The 18,917-nt window shown below is 37.8% G+C and carries 17 protein-coding genes; 8 read left to right on the top strand and 9 right to left on the bottom strand.

All coding sequences use genetic code 11. The features are described 5' to 3' along the window. Nucleotides 1–35 precede the first annotated feature (35 nt). Both F6K15_RS01420 and F6K15_RS01415 read right to left on the bottom strand, forming a co-directional pair. Nucleotides 36–272, bottom strand: a complete 237-nt coding sequence (locus tag F6K15_RS01420) for a hypothetical protein (protein WP_293056174.1) — start codon at nucleotides 270–272, stop codon at nucleotides 36–38. 602 nt (nucleotides 273–874) lie between these two features. Continuing rightward, nucleotides 875–2,446 (bottom strand): SAM-dependent methyltransferase, encoded by a 1,572-nt coding sequence (locus F6K15_RS01415; RefSeq protein ID WP_293056172.1) that lies wholly within the window; start codon nucleotides 2,444–2,446, stop codon nucleotides 875–877. 874 nt (nucleotides 2,447–3,320) lie between these two features. On the opposite strand from F6K15_RS01415, the gene F6K15_RS01410 reads away from it, so the two are divergent. Continuing rightward, nucleotides 3,321–3,905: a pentapeptide repeat-containing protein gene (locus F6K15_RS01410; RefSeq protein WP_293056169.1), complete on the top strand. Its 585-nt coding sequence runs from the start codon at nucleotides 3,321–3,323 to the stop codon at nucleotides 3,903–3,905. Between the two features lie 461 nt (nucleotides 3,906–4,366). On the opposite strand, the gene F6K15_RS01405 is transcribed toward F6K15_RS01410, so the two are convergent. Next, entirely contained in the window at nucleotides 4,367–7,603 is a 3,237-nt protein-coding gene (locus tag F6K15_RS01405; RefSeq protein ID WP_293056167.1) for an efflux RND transporter permease subunit, read from the bottom strand. 220 nt (nucleotides 7,604–7,823) lie between these two features. Between F6K15_RS01405 and F6K15_RS01400 the strand changes: the two genes are divergently transcribed. The 7 genes from F6K15_RS01400 (at nucleotide 7,824) to F6K15_RS01370 (ending at nucleotide 11,178) form a co-directional block, all read left to right on the top strand. Next, nucleotides 7,824–7,919, top strand: a complete 96-nt coding sequence (locus F6K15_RS01400; RefSeq protein WP_293056166.1) for a helix-turn-helix domain-containing protein — start codon at nucleotides 7,824–7,826, stop codon at nucleotides 7,917–7,919. A 74-nt stretch (nucleotides 7,920–7,993) separates the two neighbouring features. After that, a complete protein-coding gene (locus F6K15_RS01395; RefSeq protein WP_293056165.1) occupies nucleotides 7,994–8,116 on the top strand; it encodes a hypothetical protein in 123 nt (40 codons plus the stop codon). 244 nt (nucleotides 8,117–8,360) lie between these two features. Then, nucleotides 8,361–8,510 carry a hypothetical protein gene (locus tag F6K15_RS01390; protein WP_293056163.1) on the top strand — a complete coding sequence of 50 codons (150 nt, stop codon included), beginning with the start codon at nucleotides 8,361–8,363 and terminating at the stop codon, nucleotides 8,508–8,510. Nucleotides 8,511–8,625: 115 nt separating this feature from the next. After that, on the top strand, nucleotides 8,626–8,760 hold the full coding sequence (locus F6K15_RS01385; protein ID WP_293056162.1) for a hypothetical protein: 135 nt from the start codon (nucleotides 8,626–8,628) through the stop codon (nucleotides 8,758–8,760). 19 nt (nucleotides 8,761–8,779) lie between these two features. Continuing rightward, complete coding sequence (locus F6K15_RS01380; RefSeq protein WP_293056161.1) at nucleotides 8,780–9,094, top strand: Rieske 2Fe-2S domain-containing protein; 315 nt, start codon at nucleotides 8,780–8,782, stop codon at nucleotides 9,092–9,094. A 48-nt stretch (nucleotides 9,095–9,142) separates the two neighbouring features. Then, the gene (locus F6K15_RS01375) at nucleotides 9,143–10,180 is read left to right on the top strand and encodes a hypothetical protein (RefSeq protein WP_293056160.1); all 1,038 of its coding nucleotides are present in this window, start codon (nucleotides 9,143–9,145) and stop codon (nucleotides 10,178–10,180) included. Nucleotides 10,181–10,371: 191 nt separating this feature from the next. Further along, on the top strand, nucleotides 10,372–11,178 hold the full coding sequence (locus F6K15_RS01370; protein ID WP_293056159.1) for a thermonuclease family protein: 807 nt from the start codon (nucleotides 10,372–10,374) through the stop codon (nucleotides 11,176–11,178). Between the two features lie 426 nt (nucleotides 11,179–11,604). Here F6K15_RS01370 and F6K15_RS01365 read toward each other — a convergent pair whose 3' ends face one another. The 6 genes from F6K15_RS01365 to F6K15_RS01340 all read right to left on the bottom strand — a co-directional run bounded on the left by F6K15_RS01365 (nucleotide 11,605) and on the right by F6K15_RS01340 (nucleotide 18,793). Continuing rightward, on the bottom strand, nucleotides 11,605–13,155 hold the full coding sequence (locus F6K15_RS01365; RefSeq protein WP_293056158.1) for a hypothetical protein: 1,551 nt from the start codon (nucleotides 13,153–13,155) through the stop codon (nucleotides 11,605–11,607). A gap of 40 nt (nucleotides 13,156–13,195) precedes the next feature. Further along, on the bottom strand, nucleotides 13,196–14,734 hold the full coding sequence (locus tag F6K15_RS01360; RefSeq protein WP_293056156.1) for a hypothetical protein: 1,539 nt from the start codon (nucleotides 14,732–14,734) through the stop codon (nucleotides 13,196–13,198). A gap of 107 nt (nucleotides 14,735–14,841) precedes the next feature. Continuing rightward, nucleotides 14,842–15,792: an ABC transporter ATP-binding protein gene (locus tag F6K15_RS01355; RefSeq protein ID WP_293056155.1), complete on the bottom strand. Its 951-nt coding sequence runs from the start codon at nucleotides 15,790–15,792 to the stop codon at nucleotides 14,842–14,844. Nucleotides 15,793–16,611: 819 nt separating this feature from the next. After that, entirely contained in the window at nucleotides 16,612–17,988 is a 1,377-nt protein-coding gene (locus tag F6K15_RS01350; protein WP_293056154.1) for a GUN4 domain-containing protein, read from the bottom strand. After that, nucleotides 17,981–18,118 (bottom strand): CU044_2847 family protein, encoded by a 138-nt coding sequence (locus F6K15_RS01345; RefSeq protein ID WP_293056153.1) that lies wholly within the window; start codon nucleotides 18,116–18,118, stop codon nucleotides 17,981–17,983. The genes F6K15_RS01350 and F6K15_RS01345 overlap by 8 nt, the downstream gene beginning before the upstream one ends. Nucleotides 18,119–18,274: 156 nt before the next feature. Beyond that, nucleotides 18,275–18,793, bottom strand: coding sequence for a GrpB family protein (locus F6K15_RS01340; protein ID WP_293056152.1), 519 nt, complete (start codon nucleotides 18,791–18,793; stop codon nucleotides 18,275–18,277). Between the last annotated feature and the right edge of the window lie 124 nt (nucleotides 18,794–18,917).

Raw genomic sequence — 18,917 nt, 5'->3', positions numbered from 1 at the left:
GTCCGGCCAACTCGGGTTAAGCCTGGTAGGGTGCGTTAGGCCCCGCCGCAACGCACCGCATCATCTATCAAAACCCCAACCGACAAAGAAGACAACAACCCACCCAACCCACTTATAACCCAACGCAACCAATGGGTAAGGTAAGACTCAATGCGAACATATTCCGCACCCTGCGCGTATTGCCGAGTCACCTTATCCATCATCCAAGTCAATTCAAAATTCAAAATTAGAAATTCAAAAAAAATCAGAGCAATTTTGAATTTCCAACTCATAATTTTGAATTAGCATTGTCATTCAATCCCAATTTTCAGAGCGATCGCCCTCGAGGAAAGTAGGTTGGGTTGAAGGATTAAACCCAACACCGTTAAAACTAATACCTACCTTATTGTTGGGTATCCCTGGCGCTCAACCCAACCTACCCAAGTCTTTGAATCCCAATTAATAGAGCGATCGCCCTCGAGGAAAGTAGGTTGGGTTGAAGGATGAAACCCAACACCGTTAAAACTAATACCTACCTTATTGTTGGGTATCCCTGGCGCTCAACCCAACCTACCCAAGTCTTTGAATCCCAATTAATAGAGCGATCGCCCTTTAGTCAGCGTCAGCTTAAGTCCTATAAACTATAAGAATTGATAATTGATAATGGGTAATTGATAATTACAAGAAGGTTAAAACCGTTACGGAATTGAATATTGGGAAATTCAAGAGCACTTTTTTTCCCCTATCCAAGGGGAGGCTTCAAGGCGCGAATTAATTAATTATTAATAATTAATAATTCGGGAAAAGTTGTTGTTGGGTTTCGGTTCCTCAACCCAACCTACGCTTATTGTACTTTATTCATTTTGAATTTTGAATTTTGAATTTTGAATTTGACTTAATCTAGAAATTGTTTACAAAGAGCTATATAGTTGGAGGTCTCACTGTCTTCGCCGTACATATCAGTAGAATATTGAAAGTAAGTCAAAGCCTGAGCATATTCTTTTATTTTATAGCATAGTTTAGCAATTAAGTTAGCCAAATCTCGATCCTCGCCCAATGGAAAATAGAGATGCCACACTTGCTCAATAGCCTCTGCGATCGCTACTTTTTCCTGAGCAGTGAAACTGGGAGCTAGTTCCATCAAGCGGGGGATATAGCGGGCAAATTGGTGACTATCATAATAGCTCAAACGCAAATAGGCCAGGATTGCTTCTAAGTTCATCTGATCGATGGTTTGTCGGGCGTGTTTGGTAATGGTGAAAAAGTCATCCGGGCCAAAAGTTTGGACATGGCGATTATAAGCACCCTGGGTTTCTAAATAACGACTGGCTCCATCGCACATAATTAGACAAACGACACATATACTGTTATGCTTAACGGCAGGCATCAGGGCGATACCCCCATTTTGCTCACAGAAGTCTTGTAAAATGGGATAGTTAACGCTGAGGGAAAAGCAACCGTGGTGTTGTATAGGTTGAGGAGGAGCATTGCCTTGGAGGTGGCCGAGATCGGCGTAGCCTTTGTCAGCAGAGAGGAGTAATAGTCCCTGTTGTGATAAGTTTTGCAACCTTTGCAGGCACATTAGTCCGGCGGAGGGAAAGATTAGGTGGGTATTGGTAAGGGTGTTTTGGTAGTGAGTGAACAGAGATCTAAATTGAGGCGCGAGTTCGGAGGGAGCAGTGGTTTGGTAGTCGTAGTACAGATGTAAATGTTGGAGTAGCTCAGAAGCATTCAAGCTTTGAGGATCTACATCAGAGTATAGGGAGACAAGACATTCTTGGATTTTGTTACCATTGATATAGTACAGGTCTTGGGGAATGCTGTCGAAGAAATAATTAGCGATCGCCACAAGAGGGCGTTGGAGAGTTTGGGCAGAGAGAATATCACCACTATATTGCAAAGTGAGTTGGTCGGAATGATTGATGTCAAACAGAGCTATGTCTAAGACACCCTGTTTAAACCAGGCTTGAAAGCGGGGGTGTTGAGACCATTGCTGGAGATTACTTGGGGCAAAGTCGGTTAAGATATAGCGGAAGTTGCTGAGAGGAATACGAGCTTGTTGGCAAAGGTGAGTGAGGCGAGTCAGGAAATGGAAAGCAAAACGACCTGAACCTGCCCCTAATTCGCAGATGAAAAAGGGTTGTTTGCTGGAGACCAGATGATTTTGATCCTGCCAACAGGCTAAGACAATTTCGGCGTAGCTGTTAGCTATAGTCGGGTTACTGGTGATGTAGTGGGGAACTTCCCCTGTTCGCCAAGCGTCTATACCTCGTCGGTTAAAGTAATCTCGCTGTAATTCCCAGAGCAAAGATTGGGAAAAACGTTGCTGTTTCGCCAGACAGAAACCAGATCGATCTGGTTCAAAGTCTTCTTGTACATAGAAATTGGCTGATTGTGGTGTTGATTGTTTGGGTAGAGATAATTTTATGTTTTTTGGTGTTTGTTTCCTTTTTTTTGTTTTACCCATGTCTTTCCGTTTTTTGGATTAGTTGGCCCGTCACAAAAATAGTTTATCTCAACGTTGGTTGAAGACCCGCGCTCTCCCGCAGGGGAGCACAGAGATGGGAAAACCAATCAATGTTGCGGTTTCACACGTGATATGCTAAAATGTGAGTCTTGAATAAGTAAACAGTTTTCTGGACAGTAATTAGCCATACTCAAATTTTCAAAGTTTGGACTTGAGTATCGGTCAAAGATTGTTTAAAATATGACTCATATAATGAAAAAAAATCCATTGGGGTCGGTCTATTTGCGTTAGTAGACCGACTTTTTTGAGCATCAAATATGGTTGATGGCTACCATCAATATTGACATAAAAACCAACTAAAAAAGGAGGTGTGGGTGAGCGTTGGCGGAGCAAGTGCGGCAGCTATATCGCTCACCCACACCCTTAATAAGAAGAATTATTATTATGAGAAAAACATTCCATTTTTTCAAGGGAGTCATATCTTTTACTCCACAATTCTTTTGAGGCGCTTGTCACCCCGTAAGGGGAAAAGGTCTGATAGTTTCAAATTTTTGATCTATTTTTTGATTTTTTATTAATGATATAGGATTGCTATATAGAGGTTGATTTAAAATTATAAAAAGTGCAACTTAAATGTATATAAATTTTTATATTTGTATCCATCGACTTTTTTGATAAAATTTTAACTTTTATTGGCATATATCAAGCAAATATAACTTTTGTAAAATATTGTTATAGAAATCATCTAACATTTTTAAAACAGTCCAAAATAATTAGTATAGGTTTCTTGTCTTTATGTGTTTAAAACTTACAGACAAGAGAAACACATCTAAAGTTTTAGATGAAAACATCAAGAAAATTTTAAGAGAAAATTATGAAAATTGAAGAATTTTTGGCGCGTTATGCCTCTGGAGAAAGAAATTTTCGGGATATTGATTTATTTAGATCCGAGCTTAGTAATGTGAATTTAGCTGGTGTGAGTTTGTTTCGTGCTAATTTATTCCGGGCTAATTTATTTAGAGCAAATTTAATTGGCGCTAATCTGTACAATGCTACTTTGATTGGTGCTAATTTGTATTGTGCAAATCTGAGTGGGGCAAATCTGAGTGGGGCGAACCTGACTCGTGCAGATTTGAGTGGGGCAGATTTGAGTGGGGCAGATTTGAGTGCTGCTGACTTGAGTGGGGCAATTTTGAGTTATGCTAATCTCAGTTATGCTGATATGAGTCGCGCTAATTTACAGAAAGCAATTTTAATTGATACAAATTTGAGTCATGCTAATTTAAGTGGTGCTGACCTCAAGAATACCCAGATAAATGGGGTTAATGTGAAGGATACTCGATTTTCTCTTGGTGTTGGACTATCTGCACAGATGAAGAGAGAGCTGAAACAGCAAGGTGCAATTGTTGAAGATTTGCCTGGGGAACCTCATGCGAGTAGATTGTTTGCTGCTCGGTAGCTTGAAAGTAGGGAGTAGGGAGTCAACCCACCCCTCGCCCCTCCCAACCCACCCCTAACCCCTCCCAGGAGGGGAGGGGAAGTCAGGAGCTAGAAAAAAAGGTAGTCCTGCATAGTAATGGTAGGTAGAGATAAGGAAGACAGGACTTACGCAAATTAACTTTAAAAATGCCATATGTAGGGGCGTTTGCGGAGCATGACCTTAGGAAATGGCATTCGCCCTCACTAGATTTAGTTTCCGTGCAGTCCTGGAAGACTTAGAACGGGAGCAAGATGCTCCCACTGGCTATACCATGAAAAAAATAATTAGATACTAATACCATTACAATGCACCAACTACCGAAAAAAATAATAGAGGAAATAAGGTGAAAATTTGCCTCCAGATTCCCGATCTCCCCAAATTCCCCTCCTGGGAGGGGTTAGGGGTGGGTCTCCACGCTCCCTCTATAAATAACTAAACGCCTATTTTTTAACCTCTTTCACACCATCCTTAACATAACTTGCCTTACCATTACCATTACCATTTCCATTTCCGTTAGTATAACCATTGCCATTGCCATTACCATTAGAAAAACCATTCATCTCATAACCCCCTGCCAATTCTTCAACAGATTTATGAAATAAACGTGACTGCAAACCTTTCGCCATCACATAAAATATCGGCACTACATACAAACTCAAGATTGTAGAAAGCAACATACCACCCATAACCGACATTCCAATTGAAACCCTACTCGCAGCACCTGCACCAGAAGCAAAAGCTAATGGCATTACCCCGAAAATGGTAGAAAACGCTGTCATTAAAATTGGACGAAATCGCAAACGGGATGCTTCAACTGCCGCCTTAGTAATAGACATACCATCTGCCAACAACTGATTAGCAAATTCCACAATCAAAATTGAGTTTTTCGTTGCCAAACCAATCAACATAATCAACCCAATTCGACTATAAACATTAATCTCCAACTGCGCTAACCATAACGCTCCAAAAGCACCCAACAAAGATAACGGTACTGCCAACAAAATCACTACCGGGTCAATATAACTCTCAAATTGAGCTGCCAAAGTCAAGAAAATAAAGATCATTGCCAAGCCAAAAATAAACGCCGTCGCTTCACCAGCATCTCTAAACTGCGCTGAATCACCTTTTAAATCAGTTCGCATATCAGCAGGTAAAATCCGGTCTGCCAAGTCGTCCAACGCTTGTAACGCCTCACCCAGACTCACCCCTGGAGCAGGACTTCCTTGAATAGTTGCCGAACGAAATCTATTAAAATGATTAATCTGAGGAGGAGTGGTTGTTGTACTTACCTTCACCACATTACTCAAAGGTATCATTACTCCTGACTCAGTCCGCACATACAAATCATCAATATTTTGTAAACTATTACGAAACTGTTTCTCAGCTCGCACAATTACATCATAACGTTGATTTCCTTGGGTAAAGTTAGTAATATCTTCCCCTCCCATCATTATTTGCAATGTTCGCGCAATATCCTCTACCGACACGCCTAAATTAGATGCCTGAGCGCGGTCAATTTCTACCGATATCTCCGGTTTATTAATTTTCAAATCTGTATCAATATTATTCAACTGGGGTAACTGTTGCGCTTCAGTGGTAAATTCTTCAGATACTCGCGCTAATTCTTCTAAATCATTTCCCTGCAACACAAATTCTACTGGTTGACTACGACCTCTACCAGGCAAAGAACCAGGGTTAATGGGAAATACTCGTCCATCAGTAATGGGAGCAAATGCTCCAAACAACCGTTTAACAATTTCTTGCTGTGCTGACTCTGGTTTCTTGCGTTCTGACCATGGTTTGAGGTTGGTGAAAGCAAAAGCTCGGTTAGCTTGGGCAGAACGACCAAATCCCACAATACTGAAATAACCTCTCATTTCAGGGACTTGAGAGAGTTTATCTTCTACTTGACGCATGACATTATCGGTATATTGAACACTTACACCTTCTGGTGCAGAAACAGATACAAATACTCGCCCCCGGTCTTCTGTGGGCAAAAATCCTTGGGGCAATTGTTGAAATAGCCAAAAGATTAACCAGAAAGAAAGGACAAATCCTAAAATTATTAATGGTTTCATTCTCATCAATAGACGCAATGAGCGATCGTATATTGCTGAGATGCGACTTAGAGCATAATCAAATAAATCTAGGGGAATAGCAACCACGCGGGAAAGGAATTTTTTATGTTCTTTTGGCTCGTGTCTTTTTAAGATTCGCCCTGATAAGGTTGGTGCTAAAGTCAAAGCGACGAAGGTGGATAATACGACTGAGACTGCAATAGTTAGAGCAAATTCATTAAATATTTGCCCCGCAGAACCTCCAGAAAATCCGACTGGTAAGAAGACGGCAATTAATACAACGGTGGTGGCAATGACGGCAAATACTACTTCGCTCACTCCTAACATGGCTGCTTGCATGGGAGTTTTGCCTTCTTCTTGAATATATCGAACTATATTTTCTAAGACAACAATGGTGTCATCTACTACTAAACCTGTTGATAGTGTGAGAGCAAATAGGGTGAGGGTGTTGATGGAAAATCCCATGAAAAACATTACCCCAAAGGCACCAATGAGAGAAACGGGAATGGTAATAGTAGGAATGAGAGTTGCTCGCCAATCTCTCAAAAACGCATAGATAACTAAGACAACTAAACAAATTGCTAAAAATAAGCTTTTCCAAACTTCTTTGATGGCAACTTCCACAAATGTTGAGTAGTCAACGCTGATGTAGTATTCCATTCCTTCTGGGAAGTCTTTGGATAATTCTTTCATCCTGGTTTTAACGCCGTTGGCAACTTCTATGATATTTGCCCCGGATAGTTTACTGATACCAAGACCTACTGCAGGTTTACCATTATAACGGGCAAGGGTGCGGTCGTTCTGTGCTCCAATTTCTGCTCTACCAATGTCCCTGAGTCTGGTGAGAGAATTATCATCATTTCGTCTGATGATTAGATTTTTATATTCTTCTGTAGTTTGCAGACGACCAAAAGTCCGAATTGGGTATTCGGTTAATTTCCCTTCTATTCTCCCACTGGGAATTTCTACGTTTTGTCGTCTAAGTGCTTGCTCTACATCTAATGCCGTAATATTTCGGGCAGCCATTTTTTTGGGGTCTAACCATAGTCGCATAGCGTAGCGACGTTCGCCACCGATCAAAATACTACCCACTCCGTTGACAGTTTCTAAGACATTTTTGATGAATTTATCGGCGTAGTTGCTTAACTCTAAGGAGGTGTATTTTTCCCCAGTTAAAGCAATCCAAATAATTCGTTCATCATCGCTACTTCGTTTAGAAACTACTGGCGCATCAACTTCATCGGGAAGTCTTCTCATAGCACGGGAAACTCGACTACGAACATCTTGAGCTGCTGCTTCTAGGTCGCGGTCTAGTTCAAATTCAACATTTATGGAACTTGAACCTTCTCTGGTGCTGGAGGTCAAAGTTTTGACTCCTTCGACACCGTTAATTTCTGCTTCGAGAATTTCTGTTACTTCTGTTTCTACTACTTCTGGGTTAGCTCCTGGGTAGCTAGTTTGCACGCTAACTACTGGAGGCTCAATAGTCGGAAATTCTTGCACTGGTAGACGAGTGTAACCTACTAATCCAATCAGGATAATTAGTAGGGAACAGACCGAGGCAAATACTGGTTTTTTGATGAAAAAATTGGTAAACATTAATTCTCAAGTCAAAAGTTAAAAGTTAGAAGTCAAAAGTAATATTTTGATTGTCATTTTATCTCAAGTCAAAAGTCAAAAGTAATATTTTGACTGTCATTAAATGGTAAAATATGATGACCAGAAAATTGGGTTTAAAGCCTACCCCTTTTAGGGAAACTTTTAAATTTGTTTTTCTTTGATAAATATGTTATCATATTGTTAGTTTAAAAGTCAGGTTATGAAAGCTAGATTTAAGTATCGTATCTATCCAACACCGGGACAAAAATACCGAGAGCGCAAAGCTATTTGGTTGTGTCCGTGTGGTTTGGAATGATAGTCTAGCTTCCTGCCTGTGAAAAGTATAAATTAGGAGAAAAGAAACCTAATAATTATCAACTACAAAAACAGTTGATCACTCAATCGAAAAAGACTGAAGACAGAGAATGGTTATCAGAAGTTTCTGCTATACCATTGCAGCAATCTTTAAATGATTTAAACCGTAGGGGCGAACGGCCGAAAGCTTGCGCATAACTATCGTTAACGCCCCTACAAACTTTTTCAGTTCGACAAAAGACCAGAAAAAAGGTAAATCTGTTAAACCTCCTAAATTCATGCATTAGAAAGTCCAACCAAACTGCTAGATTTACATGCATGAGGCTTTAAAATTGGTCAACACAAACTACTGTTCCATCATCAGTAACAGTAATCAAAGATTGTAGGGGGCGATTTCCTGCGGAATGCTGCGCAAACGCGAATCGCCCCTACTAGATATTTCTTGAGTTTTGTAGTAGAAATACAACCAGAAACCTTACCTCAAACTGATAATTCAGTAGGTATATATTTAGGCATTTCTAGCATTGCTAAATCTAGCAATGGTACAAAGGTTGATACTCCTAAAACACTCAAAAAACGAATTAAGAAGTAGCCTCTTTCAGAGGAGCTTTCCTATCGGAATACTACGCAAACGCTAACGAAAGTTAAGTAAGTTATTATCTAATAAAACTAAAGGGTCTAAAAGATATGAAAAAGCAGAGGCTAAAGTGGCTAAGTTTTCCTACGGAATGCTACGCAAACATGGTAAACTGAAAGATACAAGAATTGATTTTCTGCATAAATTATCTACTGAAATAATTCGTGAAAACCAAACAGTTATCCAAAAGCTAATAGCTAGTTAATACATTAATTAATTTCATTATGACTAAATTTTCTTGGACTAAACAATGGTATCCAGTAACTCCCATAGATTATCTAGAAACCTCTAATCCAACTCCAATAACTTTACTTGGTAAAAGATTAGTAATTTGGCAGGATAAACAGGAAAAATGGATAGCAATGGATGATACTTGCCCCCATAAATTAGCACAGTTATCTTTAGGAAGTATTGATAAGAATGGAGACCTAATATGTCGGCATCATGGTTGGTGTTTTGATGGAACAGGTAAATGTACAAATATTCCAATGTTGAGTGAAGAAAAAGCTCTAGAAACAGCTTGTAATAGTAAGCGATAGAACTCCGTTCCGCTGACGCGATCGCAAGTAACTATATATCCTACTCAAGTGTTACAAGGATTACTTTGGGTATGGCCAGATAATAGTTCTACTGCTATTGAAGATTCTATTTTAAAACAACCTGCTGTGATGCCAGAAGATAAAGTTGATAACTCTTCAATAGATTGGTTTATGTCAGAAGTTCCCTATAGCTATACTGTCTCTATTGAAAGTAGTTTAGACCCTTCTCACGCCCAATTTTTGCATGAAGGAATTGCAGGTTTTTCTCCAGAAAAAGCTATTCCTATCCAACGTTTTAAAGTATTCGGAGAAATTTCTGCTGAAGATGGTTTTACCTTAAAACATTCTGGTTATAATGTTTTTAACAAAGATATGGATGCTACGCGTAAATTCATTCCTCCCTGTTCTAATACAACAATATATGAATTTACTCATGGCAAATCTGCTTTGTTTATATTATATTTTGTACCAACAAAACCAGGTTATTGTAAACATATTGGTACGTTTATTTTTGATGCCGCTCCCCAAAAACGTAACTTGTGGTTTGAACTCCTACCAAAGTATTTACAAACAGGATTAAAACACTTATCTAGCTATAAGTTAAGTGACCAAGATATATCAATGTTAGACTTTCGGCCTATCAGCGAATCAACAGAGAATAAAACTTGGCAAAAATCCTATTTCATGCCTTCATTAGCTGATGTTGGTATAGTTACTTTTCGCAAATGGTTAGATGAATTTGCGGGGGGAAAACCTGAATGGCAAGGAATGACAGAAACACCTTTTCTAGAATTAAATGATGAACAATTATATGATCGTTGGCACAGACATACAAAGTATTGCCCTAGTTGTCGGCAATCTCTAATTTTGATAGACAAAATCAAAGACTTTTGTCAAAATTTTACAGCAGTTTTAGCAATTTTAGCTTTATTTTTAATCGCAATTAATCTGTCAGTAAAAATTATTTTGGTACCAGTATTACTGAGTATATTGAGTTTAATTTGCTCTTATAAATTAGACTCCATAAGACAGGGTTTTCTGACCAGTATTCCCAAAACAGGTTTACCTGTGGTCAAATTATATTAGGACTCTTCATTAATGGATAATTGATAATGGATAATTGATAATTACCAGGGAGTGGAGGAGTAGGGCAGCAGGGGGAGTAATCTTTTTGCCCTTGTTTGCCATACATTTATATATCCGAAATATCGGTTCAATGCCAATTACATAATTTTTTCTAGTATTATTAGTAGAAAGCTAGCAATTTTTAATTATTGATGAAAGAAATAATCAACAATATTTTAACTCACCTGGGTGAAGTAAAATTACCGAGTCCGTCATATTTTGATAACCTCAAAACTTACACTGTCACAAAAGTATCAGATGCCGACACTTTTGATGTTATTTCTGATGAAGATAACCAGGAAATGACTGTGCGTTTTGTTTATATTGATACTCCAGAAACTCGTAAAGGTTGGGGAGATTCACAGGTGGAAAAAATGAATAGTAAAAATGAAAATCCACTATATCGTAGTCAATTTGAATGGGGAGAAAAAGGCAAAGATAGACTCCAAGAATTAGTTGAAACAAGTGGCAATAAAGTCAAAGTTAAAGTTACTGGAGAAGAAAAACGACCAGGGCGATCGCCACGTTGTTTTGGTGAAGTTTATTTATTAGATGGTACTTTTGTACAGTATATTTTAGTGCAGGAAGGCTTGAGTCGAATTTATTATGATTATATTAGCGAATGTCCAAGAGACACTGCAATAATGTTGTTATTAGCAGAAGCGGATGCTCAGATAAATAAACGTGGAATATGGCAAGAATCTCAGGCAGAATTTATTCCACCTTGGGTATTTCGTTCTCTGAAGAAAAAACAAAGGTCTTTTCTGAGAGATATGAGTCAAGATGTGAAGGAAGGTACAATTACTGAAGCCGATCTTGAAGCTAAATTTCAACTAAAATTACAGGAGCAAGACCAAATTTTATTAACTCTTTTTGAAGACTTGAAAAATGGTGTAATTACTCAGCCTGAGTTTGAAGATAAAGTTCAAGAACAAGCTAACAATTTATTTGCAAAATAATTAATTTTGACCAAATATTAACATTCTTGAAAAAGTTTTTGTTTGTAGTTGGGCTTTAGCCCTTACCGAATAATGAATAATGAATAATGAATAATTATTCTGGTTTAAAGCCTCGCCTTTTAAGGGGAAAAAAGCGGTCGTTTGCGGAGCAGTCCGTTAGGATGGGATGGCGTTTTGCTCTGCAACATATAAAGCGGAGTGGCTCTGTCAAGAGCGGGTCTCCTCGCCATATCCAATCGACCAAGAGAAGAAATAATATTTCCTTATATTTAATCCTCTCAGTTTTAACCAGAGGTAATTATCAATTATCCATTATCCATTATTAAACCCCTTACTAAGGGCAAGGGTAGATTGTTTAACCTACATTTTTAATCTAGACAAGCTACTACTATTTTTTGAACTGTTGACTTCCGCAAAACTAAATAATTAGGTCAGTAATTTTTGAGAATTAGAACTACCTAATTTTCTGATTTTTCTGGTCAGTTGTAAAGTTACTAATGTCAAGACACTCCACTGACCAATAATTGCAATTAACATTGATGCAATAGATGTAGAATTATATGAAATGGAAGACCAAGGAAAAGTTGAAAATAGCCATAAATTTGAATTACTATGAGGTGTAATTGACAGTAATAATAAAGCAATAGGTGGCAAAGAAATTAAGCTGCCTAATATTCCTACTGCCCAAATGACTGGCTTTTTGACTTTCATCAACAATACAAATTGAGCGATCGCTGCATAAATTAAAATTAAATTTAGGCTCAGAATTAAAGTTAAAATAGCTCGTAATTTAATTTCATTGTCATGCCAAAGTAAAATCCATGAACTCCAAATTAAACCAGTAATAACTAGGTTGATTCCTATCGCTACTAAAGCCGGACTTTTTTCACCCAAAATTAAATCTTGCTTTAAACTAATAGATAATCCTTTGACAATTGCAGTTTCATCATTATTAACTTTTTGATGTCTGTATCTTGCCCAATCTTGAATATTTTGTCGCTGAGGTGATAAAAAAGTAATGACCAACAAAAACCATATCAAGTTAATAGTAAACAATAAAAACATTGATTTTTCTAAATCAACAAAATCACTTGATTCTTTACCTGGATATTCTAGAAAAAACAGTAGCAAATAAATCTGGAAACATCCCATTAACCAATAACTTTGTTTTTTACTAATAACTGTAGCACTAGGATTTTTGTAAAGACGATTTACAGCTTTCCAAGTCCAGTAAATCCCCAAAATAAAGCCGAAAACTATTAGACTGATAATTCTTTGATACTTAATGTTAGTTATCAAAAAAAAGTTATCTATATAGTCATCACTAATAGCTATAACAATAAACCCAAATATCCCGACAATCGTAGTAGCTAGCCAAGCTTGAGTACCTCCTAAAAAAACAAAAATGAGTGAGGCATTGTAGAAAAAACAACAAGCTGTAATTACAACTCCATAAAAGCCAAAAAACCAAGATAAAGATAAGCCTGATGAAATAATAGCCCACAAATGTAAAGGTAGAGAAATAGCTACTGCTAGGTAAATTAAAATTGGTACTCCTAATAGTTTACCGAGCAAAATATTATGACTAGGTTTGGGGGTGAGACAAATAAAATTGAGGGTCCCAAGACGTTTTTCTTTCCCTAAATCAGCTACTAACATATAGATACCGCCAAGTAACATTAAAGCCAACAAAATCCAACTAAAAGTTTTAGATACATCTAGCCACCAAGTTGACCAGTCAATAGCAATACAATTATAATAATTTCCTCCTATTGTTATACAATATTTGTTATAGCTAAGAACATTTTCGCCATGTTTTTCAGGAAGGTTTGCTAGAAAAACCATCATTACTATGAATTGGCACAGGAGAGATGCAGAAATGGCGATCGCTACATTTCTAGTTTTAAGGCGACCTTTAATTTCTCGGAATAATTGAGGATTCCAGTTAAATAAATTGTCTAATGGTTTAGATAACATAATTTATAACTCCAATAAGAAATTTTCTATGGTGAATTATTCAATTTTTTTGACCTGTCAATAATTTCTGAGAATCAGATGCACCTAATTTTTGAATTTTTCTAGTTAGTAGGAAAGTAGCTGATATCAAGACACTCCACTGACCAATAATTGCTATTAACATTGGTTTAATAGCTAAAGAATCTTGGCCAATAGAAAGCCAAGGAAAAGTAGATAATAACCACAAATTAGGAGACTGAACGGGGTGAGCTATAAATATTATTAGTACCAAAGGTTGGAGAAAAATCAAACTACCTAGTATTCCTATTGCCCAAATAGCAGGTTTTTTGACTTTTATTAGCAAGATAAATTGAGCGGTCGCTGCATAAATTAAAATTAAGTTAAAGCTCAAAATTAAGGTCAAAATAGCTGATAGTTTAATCGTGTTATCTTGCCAAAGTAAAATCCAGGAAATCCCCATTACTGCTGTAATAACTAGATTAATTCCTATTGCTACTAAAGCGGGACTTTTTTCACTCCAAATTAAATCTTGTTTTAAACTAATAGCTGCTCCTTTGACAATTGTAGTTTCATCATTATTAACTTGTTGATGTCTATATCTTGCCCAATCTTGTATGCTTTGTCGTTGAGGTGACAACATGGCAATCACTAACAAAAACCAAAACAAATTCACAGTACAGAAAACAATTAGGTATTCTTCTGCAACGTAAGCTAAGTTGCGAATATTTGCCACTAAAAAAAACAGCAGTAGATAGACTTGGAAACATCCTATTAACCAATAGCTTTGTTTTTTGCTAATAACTGTAGCATTAGGATTTCTGTAACGACGATTTACAGCTTGCCAAATCCAGTAGTTTGCCAAAATTACACCTGAAATAATTATCGCACCACCTATTAGTAGAAGATTCATTTGATAAGTAGCAATAATATTGGGAATATCATCAGTGTACAGTTGCATAATAAGGATAAAAGGGAACAAGAATATGCCTGTTATGGCAGCAGCTAACCAAGCTTGAGTAACTCCTAGAAACACAAAAAATACTGAGGCATTGTAGAAAAAAAAACAAGCTGCTACTAAAGCTCCATAGAATCCAAACAACCAATCTAAAGGCAAATCAGATGATATATTTGCCCACAAATGTAGGGGCAAAGAAATAGCTCCTGCTAGGTAAATTAAAATTGGTACTCCTAATAGTTTGCCGAGCAAAATTTTCTGACTTGATTGAGGACTAAGACGAATAAAATTAAGAGTACCAAGACGTTGTTCTTTTGCTAGGTCTGCTACTAACATATAGACACCTCCAATTAACATTAAAGTAAGCAAAATCGAACTCAAAGTTATGAAGATACCTGCCCACCAATGAGACCAATCAATATCCGTACAATATGGGCTTTCTTCAATACAATATTGTACGAACATTGGTGGAAGCATTTCTCGAAAAACCATCATTACTATGAATTGAGATATGAGAGATGCAGAGATGGCGATCGCTACATTTCTAACTTTGAGGCGACCTTTAATTTCTCTGAATAATTGCGGGTTCCAATTCAATAAATTGGCTAATGGTTTAGATGGCATAATTAATTACTCCAATGAAATAAAGCAGGACTTATGCAGGAACTCTACATATAGTGAGGGCGAATACCATTCGCCCCTACGACTGTGAAATGGTATTACTTTTTGAGTTAACTAGCTTGCTGATGTCCGAGCTTGAGAAAAATTGCTTCCAGGTCTTCTTGAGTACAATGGAAATCTGTGACTGGGATATTAGCAAGAATGAGCGTTCGCAACAAAGTAGCAGAATCTTCAGGAGTTCCCGAAAACTGAACTTGTAATTGCTGAGTTTCCGGCAAAACTTCCCACCCTTCAGCAAAGGGAAAATTTTTAATTTCAGTAATCAACTCTGATAACCCACTCATCACAGAAATCAAAATTTGCTGAGTGCTAAGACGTTGATAAAGTTCTTTGAGAGAAGCACTTTCTACCAAATAACCTAATTCCATTATTCCCACAGAAGAGCAAAGGTCTGCCAAGTCACTCAAAACATGAGAAGAAATGACTATTGTCATCCCTGCTTCCTGCAAAGCTTTGATAATTTGGCGAAACTGCATCCTGGCAATGGGGTCTAAACCAGAAACAGGTTCATCCAATAACAAAAGTAGAGGTTCGTGGATAATAGTTCTACCTAAACTAAGACGTTGTTTCATACCCCGCGATAGAGTAGAAATTATACTATTCCGTTTATTTAACAGTTGTACTAATTCCAAGACCGCAAAAAGTCGGCGCGAACGGTGGGGTTCCCGCAAATTGTAAAGTCTGGCAAAATAGTCGAGATAATTCCACACGGTCAAGTCATCATATACGGGAAAATCATCTGGTAGAAAACCGAGGCGTTGTTTGAGAGTGGGGTTGGTGTGGTCACGCCTGAGACGTTCTCCATTTATATATATTTCCCCTACTGTGGGTTCTTCAGCAGTAGCTAACATTCTTAATAGGGTGGTTTTGCCTGCCCCATTAGGTCCAATCAGTCCATAAACTTCCCCGGTAGCTACCTGTAAATGGAGGTCATTGACTGCTATATGGCGATCGAATTGTTTAGTAAGGCCACGAGTTTCAATTGCTAGTTCTTGTAGCATAACTGTTAAACAGAAAAAGGTAGGTTAAATGGGTGAGTTGAAACTACCCTAGCCTATGTCTACAGGATGTAGCATTAGGATTTCGCAATGTTTAGGCACATTTTCATAGTATTGGATGCTTTGCATTGAAAACATGAGTGGGATAAGCTTTTGAGCTAACATCCCTCAATAACAAATTAGGGTGGGAATGGGTCATTAATATCATGTTCCCCCGGAGGGGGAGCTACGCTAACGGTTGAATACTTATAATATCTGTGGACCGAAGGCAGGAGGCAGAGGGCAGAAGCGGTGCGACCCCGCGACGACGCCAGCTCGCTTGCGGAACGCCGACCAAGAGAGGGAAAGAGCAAGGTTAGAAGGCAGAAGGTTTTTTATAACTGATTATCCGAACATGATATAACTTATTGATTTGCGTTGGCGGAGCCTAGCGGTAGCTATATCGCCTCCTACCGCATACTATAACTCTAAATACTTACTCAAATTTTCCCCTTTCTATGTGCTACATTTTGTTGTGCAGAATGTAGCTTTTATATCATGTCCGGATAATAGCGTGATCAAAAAACTTTCTCCTTCTCTTCTCCTTTCTTCCCTCCTGACTCCTGACTGCCCCTCCTGGGAGGGGCTAGGGGTGGGTTGACTCCTGACTCCTCCGTCATTTATTTATAACTGTTCAACCGGACATGATATTATGGCTCCTTCAGAAATCTCTCAACTCTTGCACAATAGATAAAATAGCTCAAAAACTACAACGTTGGAGTTTTTTTGATGAGTCTATTCTATTGCTAGAGTGAGGTCAAAGCCAGAAGCTACCTTTGGTGGCTATAGCTTAAGACAAGCTGCCAGTAGGGAAAAAAGCTTAAAGACTTTTAACTCTTCTAATCTCTGTTTCTCCCACCAAGCCTCATCGTGAGAAAGTTCGTATTCCAGATTTCTCTTAAATTCCTCTTTATCAAAGTTATTACCGAGTAAAGAATCGCCAAATGCCATAAAATCTGCCAGAAGTTGCTTTTGCCAATCGTGTTTTATCGTTGTTTTGCTTATGGCTCGTATACCTCCAACAAAGGCATCTAAAGCTGCATTATCCATTACTACAACTGGCATAATTCCCCAAGGAAGATGACCCTCTGGTGTATTGGCAGGAGTATAAACAACCTGGCTAGTAGAAATCCAAACCTTCTGGACGCGCCAACCAACGCGATCGCCAAATATTTGTGGCTCTTTTTGACATTCATTGAAGATTCTTTTCTGGACACTAAACCCAAAATGTCCATCGCTGTACTCTACCCACAGGCGATCTATAATTTCTATAACTTGGCAAGGAAAGTTTTGAATTTGCTTGTCGGTAAGGAAGCTTTCTTTTTCTCCTTTGACTGCCTTGAGAACAATTTTTCTAGTTATCTCATTTGCCTGTCGCCATCTTCCTGATGCCAGCAAATTTTTCAAGTAAATGTAGTCTTCCTGGGAAAGTTCTTTGGGGAGCGTAGGAATAGAATTTGGAGTTGATTCAACAGCCTCATCTTGACCTTGAACAGGAGTATCATTTTCCTTTGAATCTGTAGATGTATAAGCTTCTGTTTGAAGTTGTTGAGAAATAGCAAGAGGCATTTTCGGCCAAATATGTTTTAAAGCTTCTATGGAAATAGCAAGTCCTTCCGCTCCATCTTTCTCCATATTGGTAGCTATACCCAATACATAACCAGTTTCCACATCAACTACAGGTGCTCCACTATAACCTTGACGGAGGCGATCGCTTTGATTTATTAACAACTGCCAAGCTATAACCTTTTGATTATTTTGGGTTAGGAAACTTTTTTTGCCCAAAACTCCATCAAGAATTTGGAGACTTCTTTTTTTCTCTGCACCATAGAGATAGTGACCTGCTATCTGAAATTTTCTATTTTTTCCCTGGGATAAATTTATCAGCTGAAATGGTGAGATATTATTGAGATTTTCAACTCGCAAAACTGCCAAATCAAAACCCGTAATATTTCCTATTGCCACAACTTTTGCCTGAATATTATTCACCAATACACTTTCTTTACCACCCACATCATTAACAACATGAGCGCAGGTTAACAAATAAGTTGAACTTTGTTCTTTATAAAAAGGAAATCCAGTACCAATAACATTTGCTTTTCTCTCATTAGTACTGGTAATTAAAACAATAGATTTTTCTAGATCTAGCTGTCTACTCATTTTCTGATTGTTTAGGTTTCAAGACTAATTTTACTTTTAAATTTCCACCAGCTTTTGCTTTAGTAATATATAGATTACTTTCTCCCTCAAAATTAAAACTTACTTCCACTTCAGCTTGTTGAATTTCCATATCTTTATTAATAGACATCTCCAGAAAAGAGGGAACAGGGAACAGGTAACAGGGAACCCACCCCTAACCCCTCCCAAGAGGGGAATAATTGATAATTTATGGATAATAATTGATTTTATTTTTGATTTTTACCAGATGTCTAATATGTGGGAATTGTTATTGCTGAAGTTGTGCTTTTTCCATGACAGACTTAATATAATCCGTTTTTCCTGTTGTGTATGCTTCTCGATCGCTTGAAAAGCGTTGAGCAAGATTACGTTTTAATTTTGCATAGCGTGCTGCTTCATCTGGATGCTGACAAAGATAGTCTCGAAATATTAAACATTCCCATAATATGCTGTCTGCTTCGACGATATGAACATGATGAGTGCGTGGACCGTTAGCTGGCAGACCTTTGACAAAAAACATCCGCCCTGGATCGGGATTATCAAACCAATATTCATACCGCAAGAGTTTTAACTGAGGAATAGCTATTTGTTTTGCTTCTTCAAGTGAAGAAACTTCAATCAATAAATCAATAATAGGTTTTGCAGCTAAACCTGGTACTGATGTGCTGCCAAAATGTTCGATACGATGAATAAGAGATTCTCCTAGAAGTTCACGAATGTGTGTAGCTTCTTGCTGAAACATAAATTTCCAGTCTGGATTATATTCGACGATAATAATTTCATCCATTTATCTATAAAATAGTTCAATGTTTATTGCTGAATTTAACTACTATTATATGTCAGCATATTTCAATAATTATTAGGATAATATATATATAGATATAAAAAAATATTTATATCAAATCCGCTTA

Source organism: Okeania sp. SIO2B3 (assembly GCF_010672525.1).
GTDB lineage: Bacteria > Cyanobacteriota > Cyanobacteriia > Cyanobacteriales > Microcoleaceae > Okeania.
The sequence above is the reverse complement of the archived record's forward strand: the minus strand, read 5'-3'. Positions and strand labels throughout refer to the sequence as shown.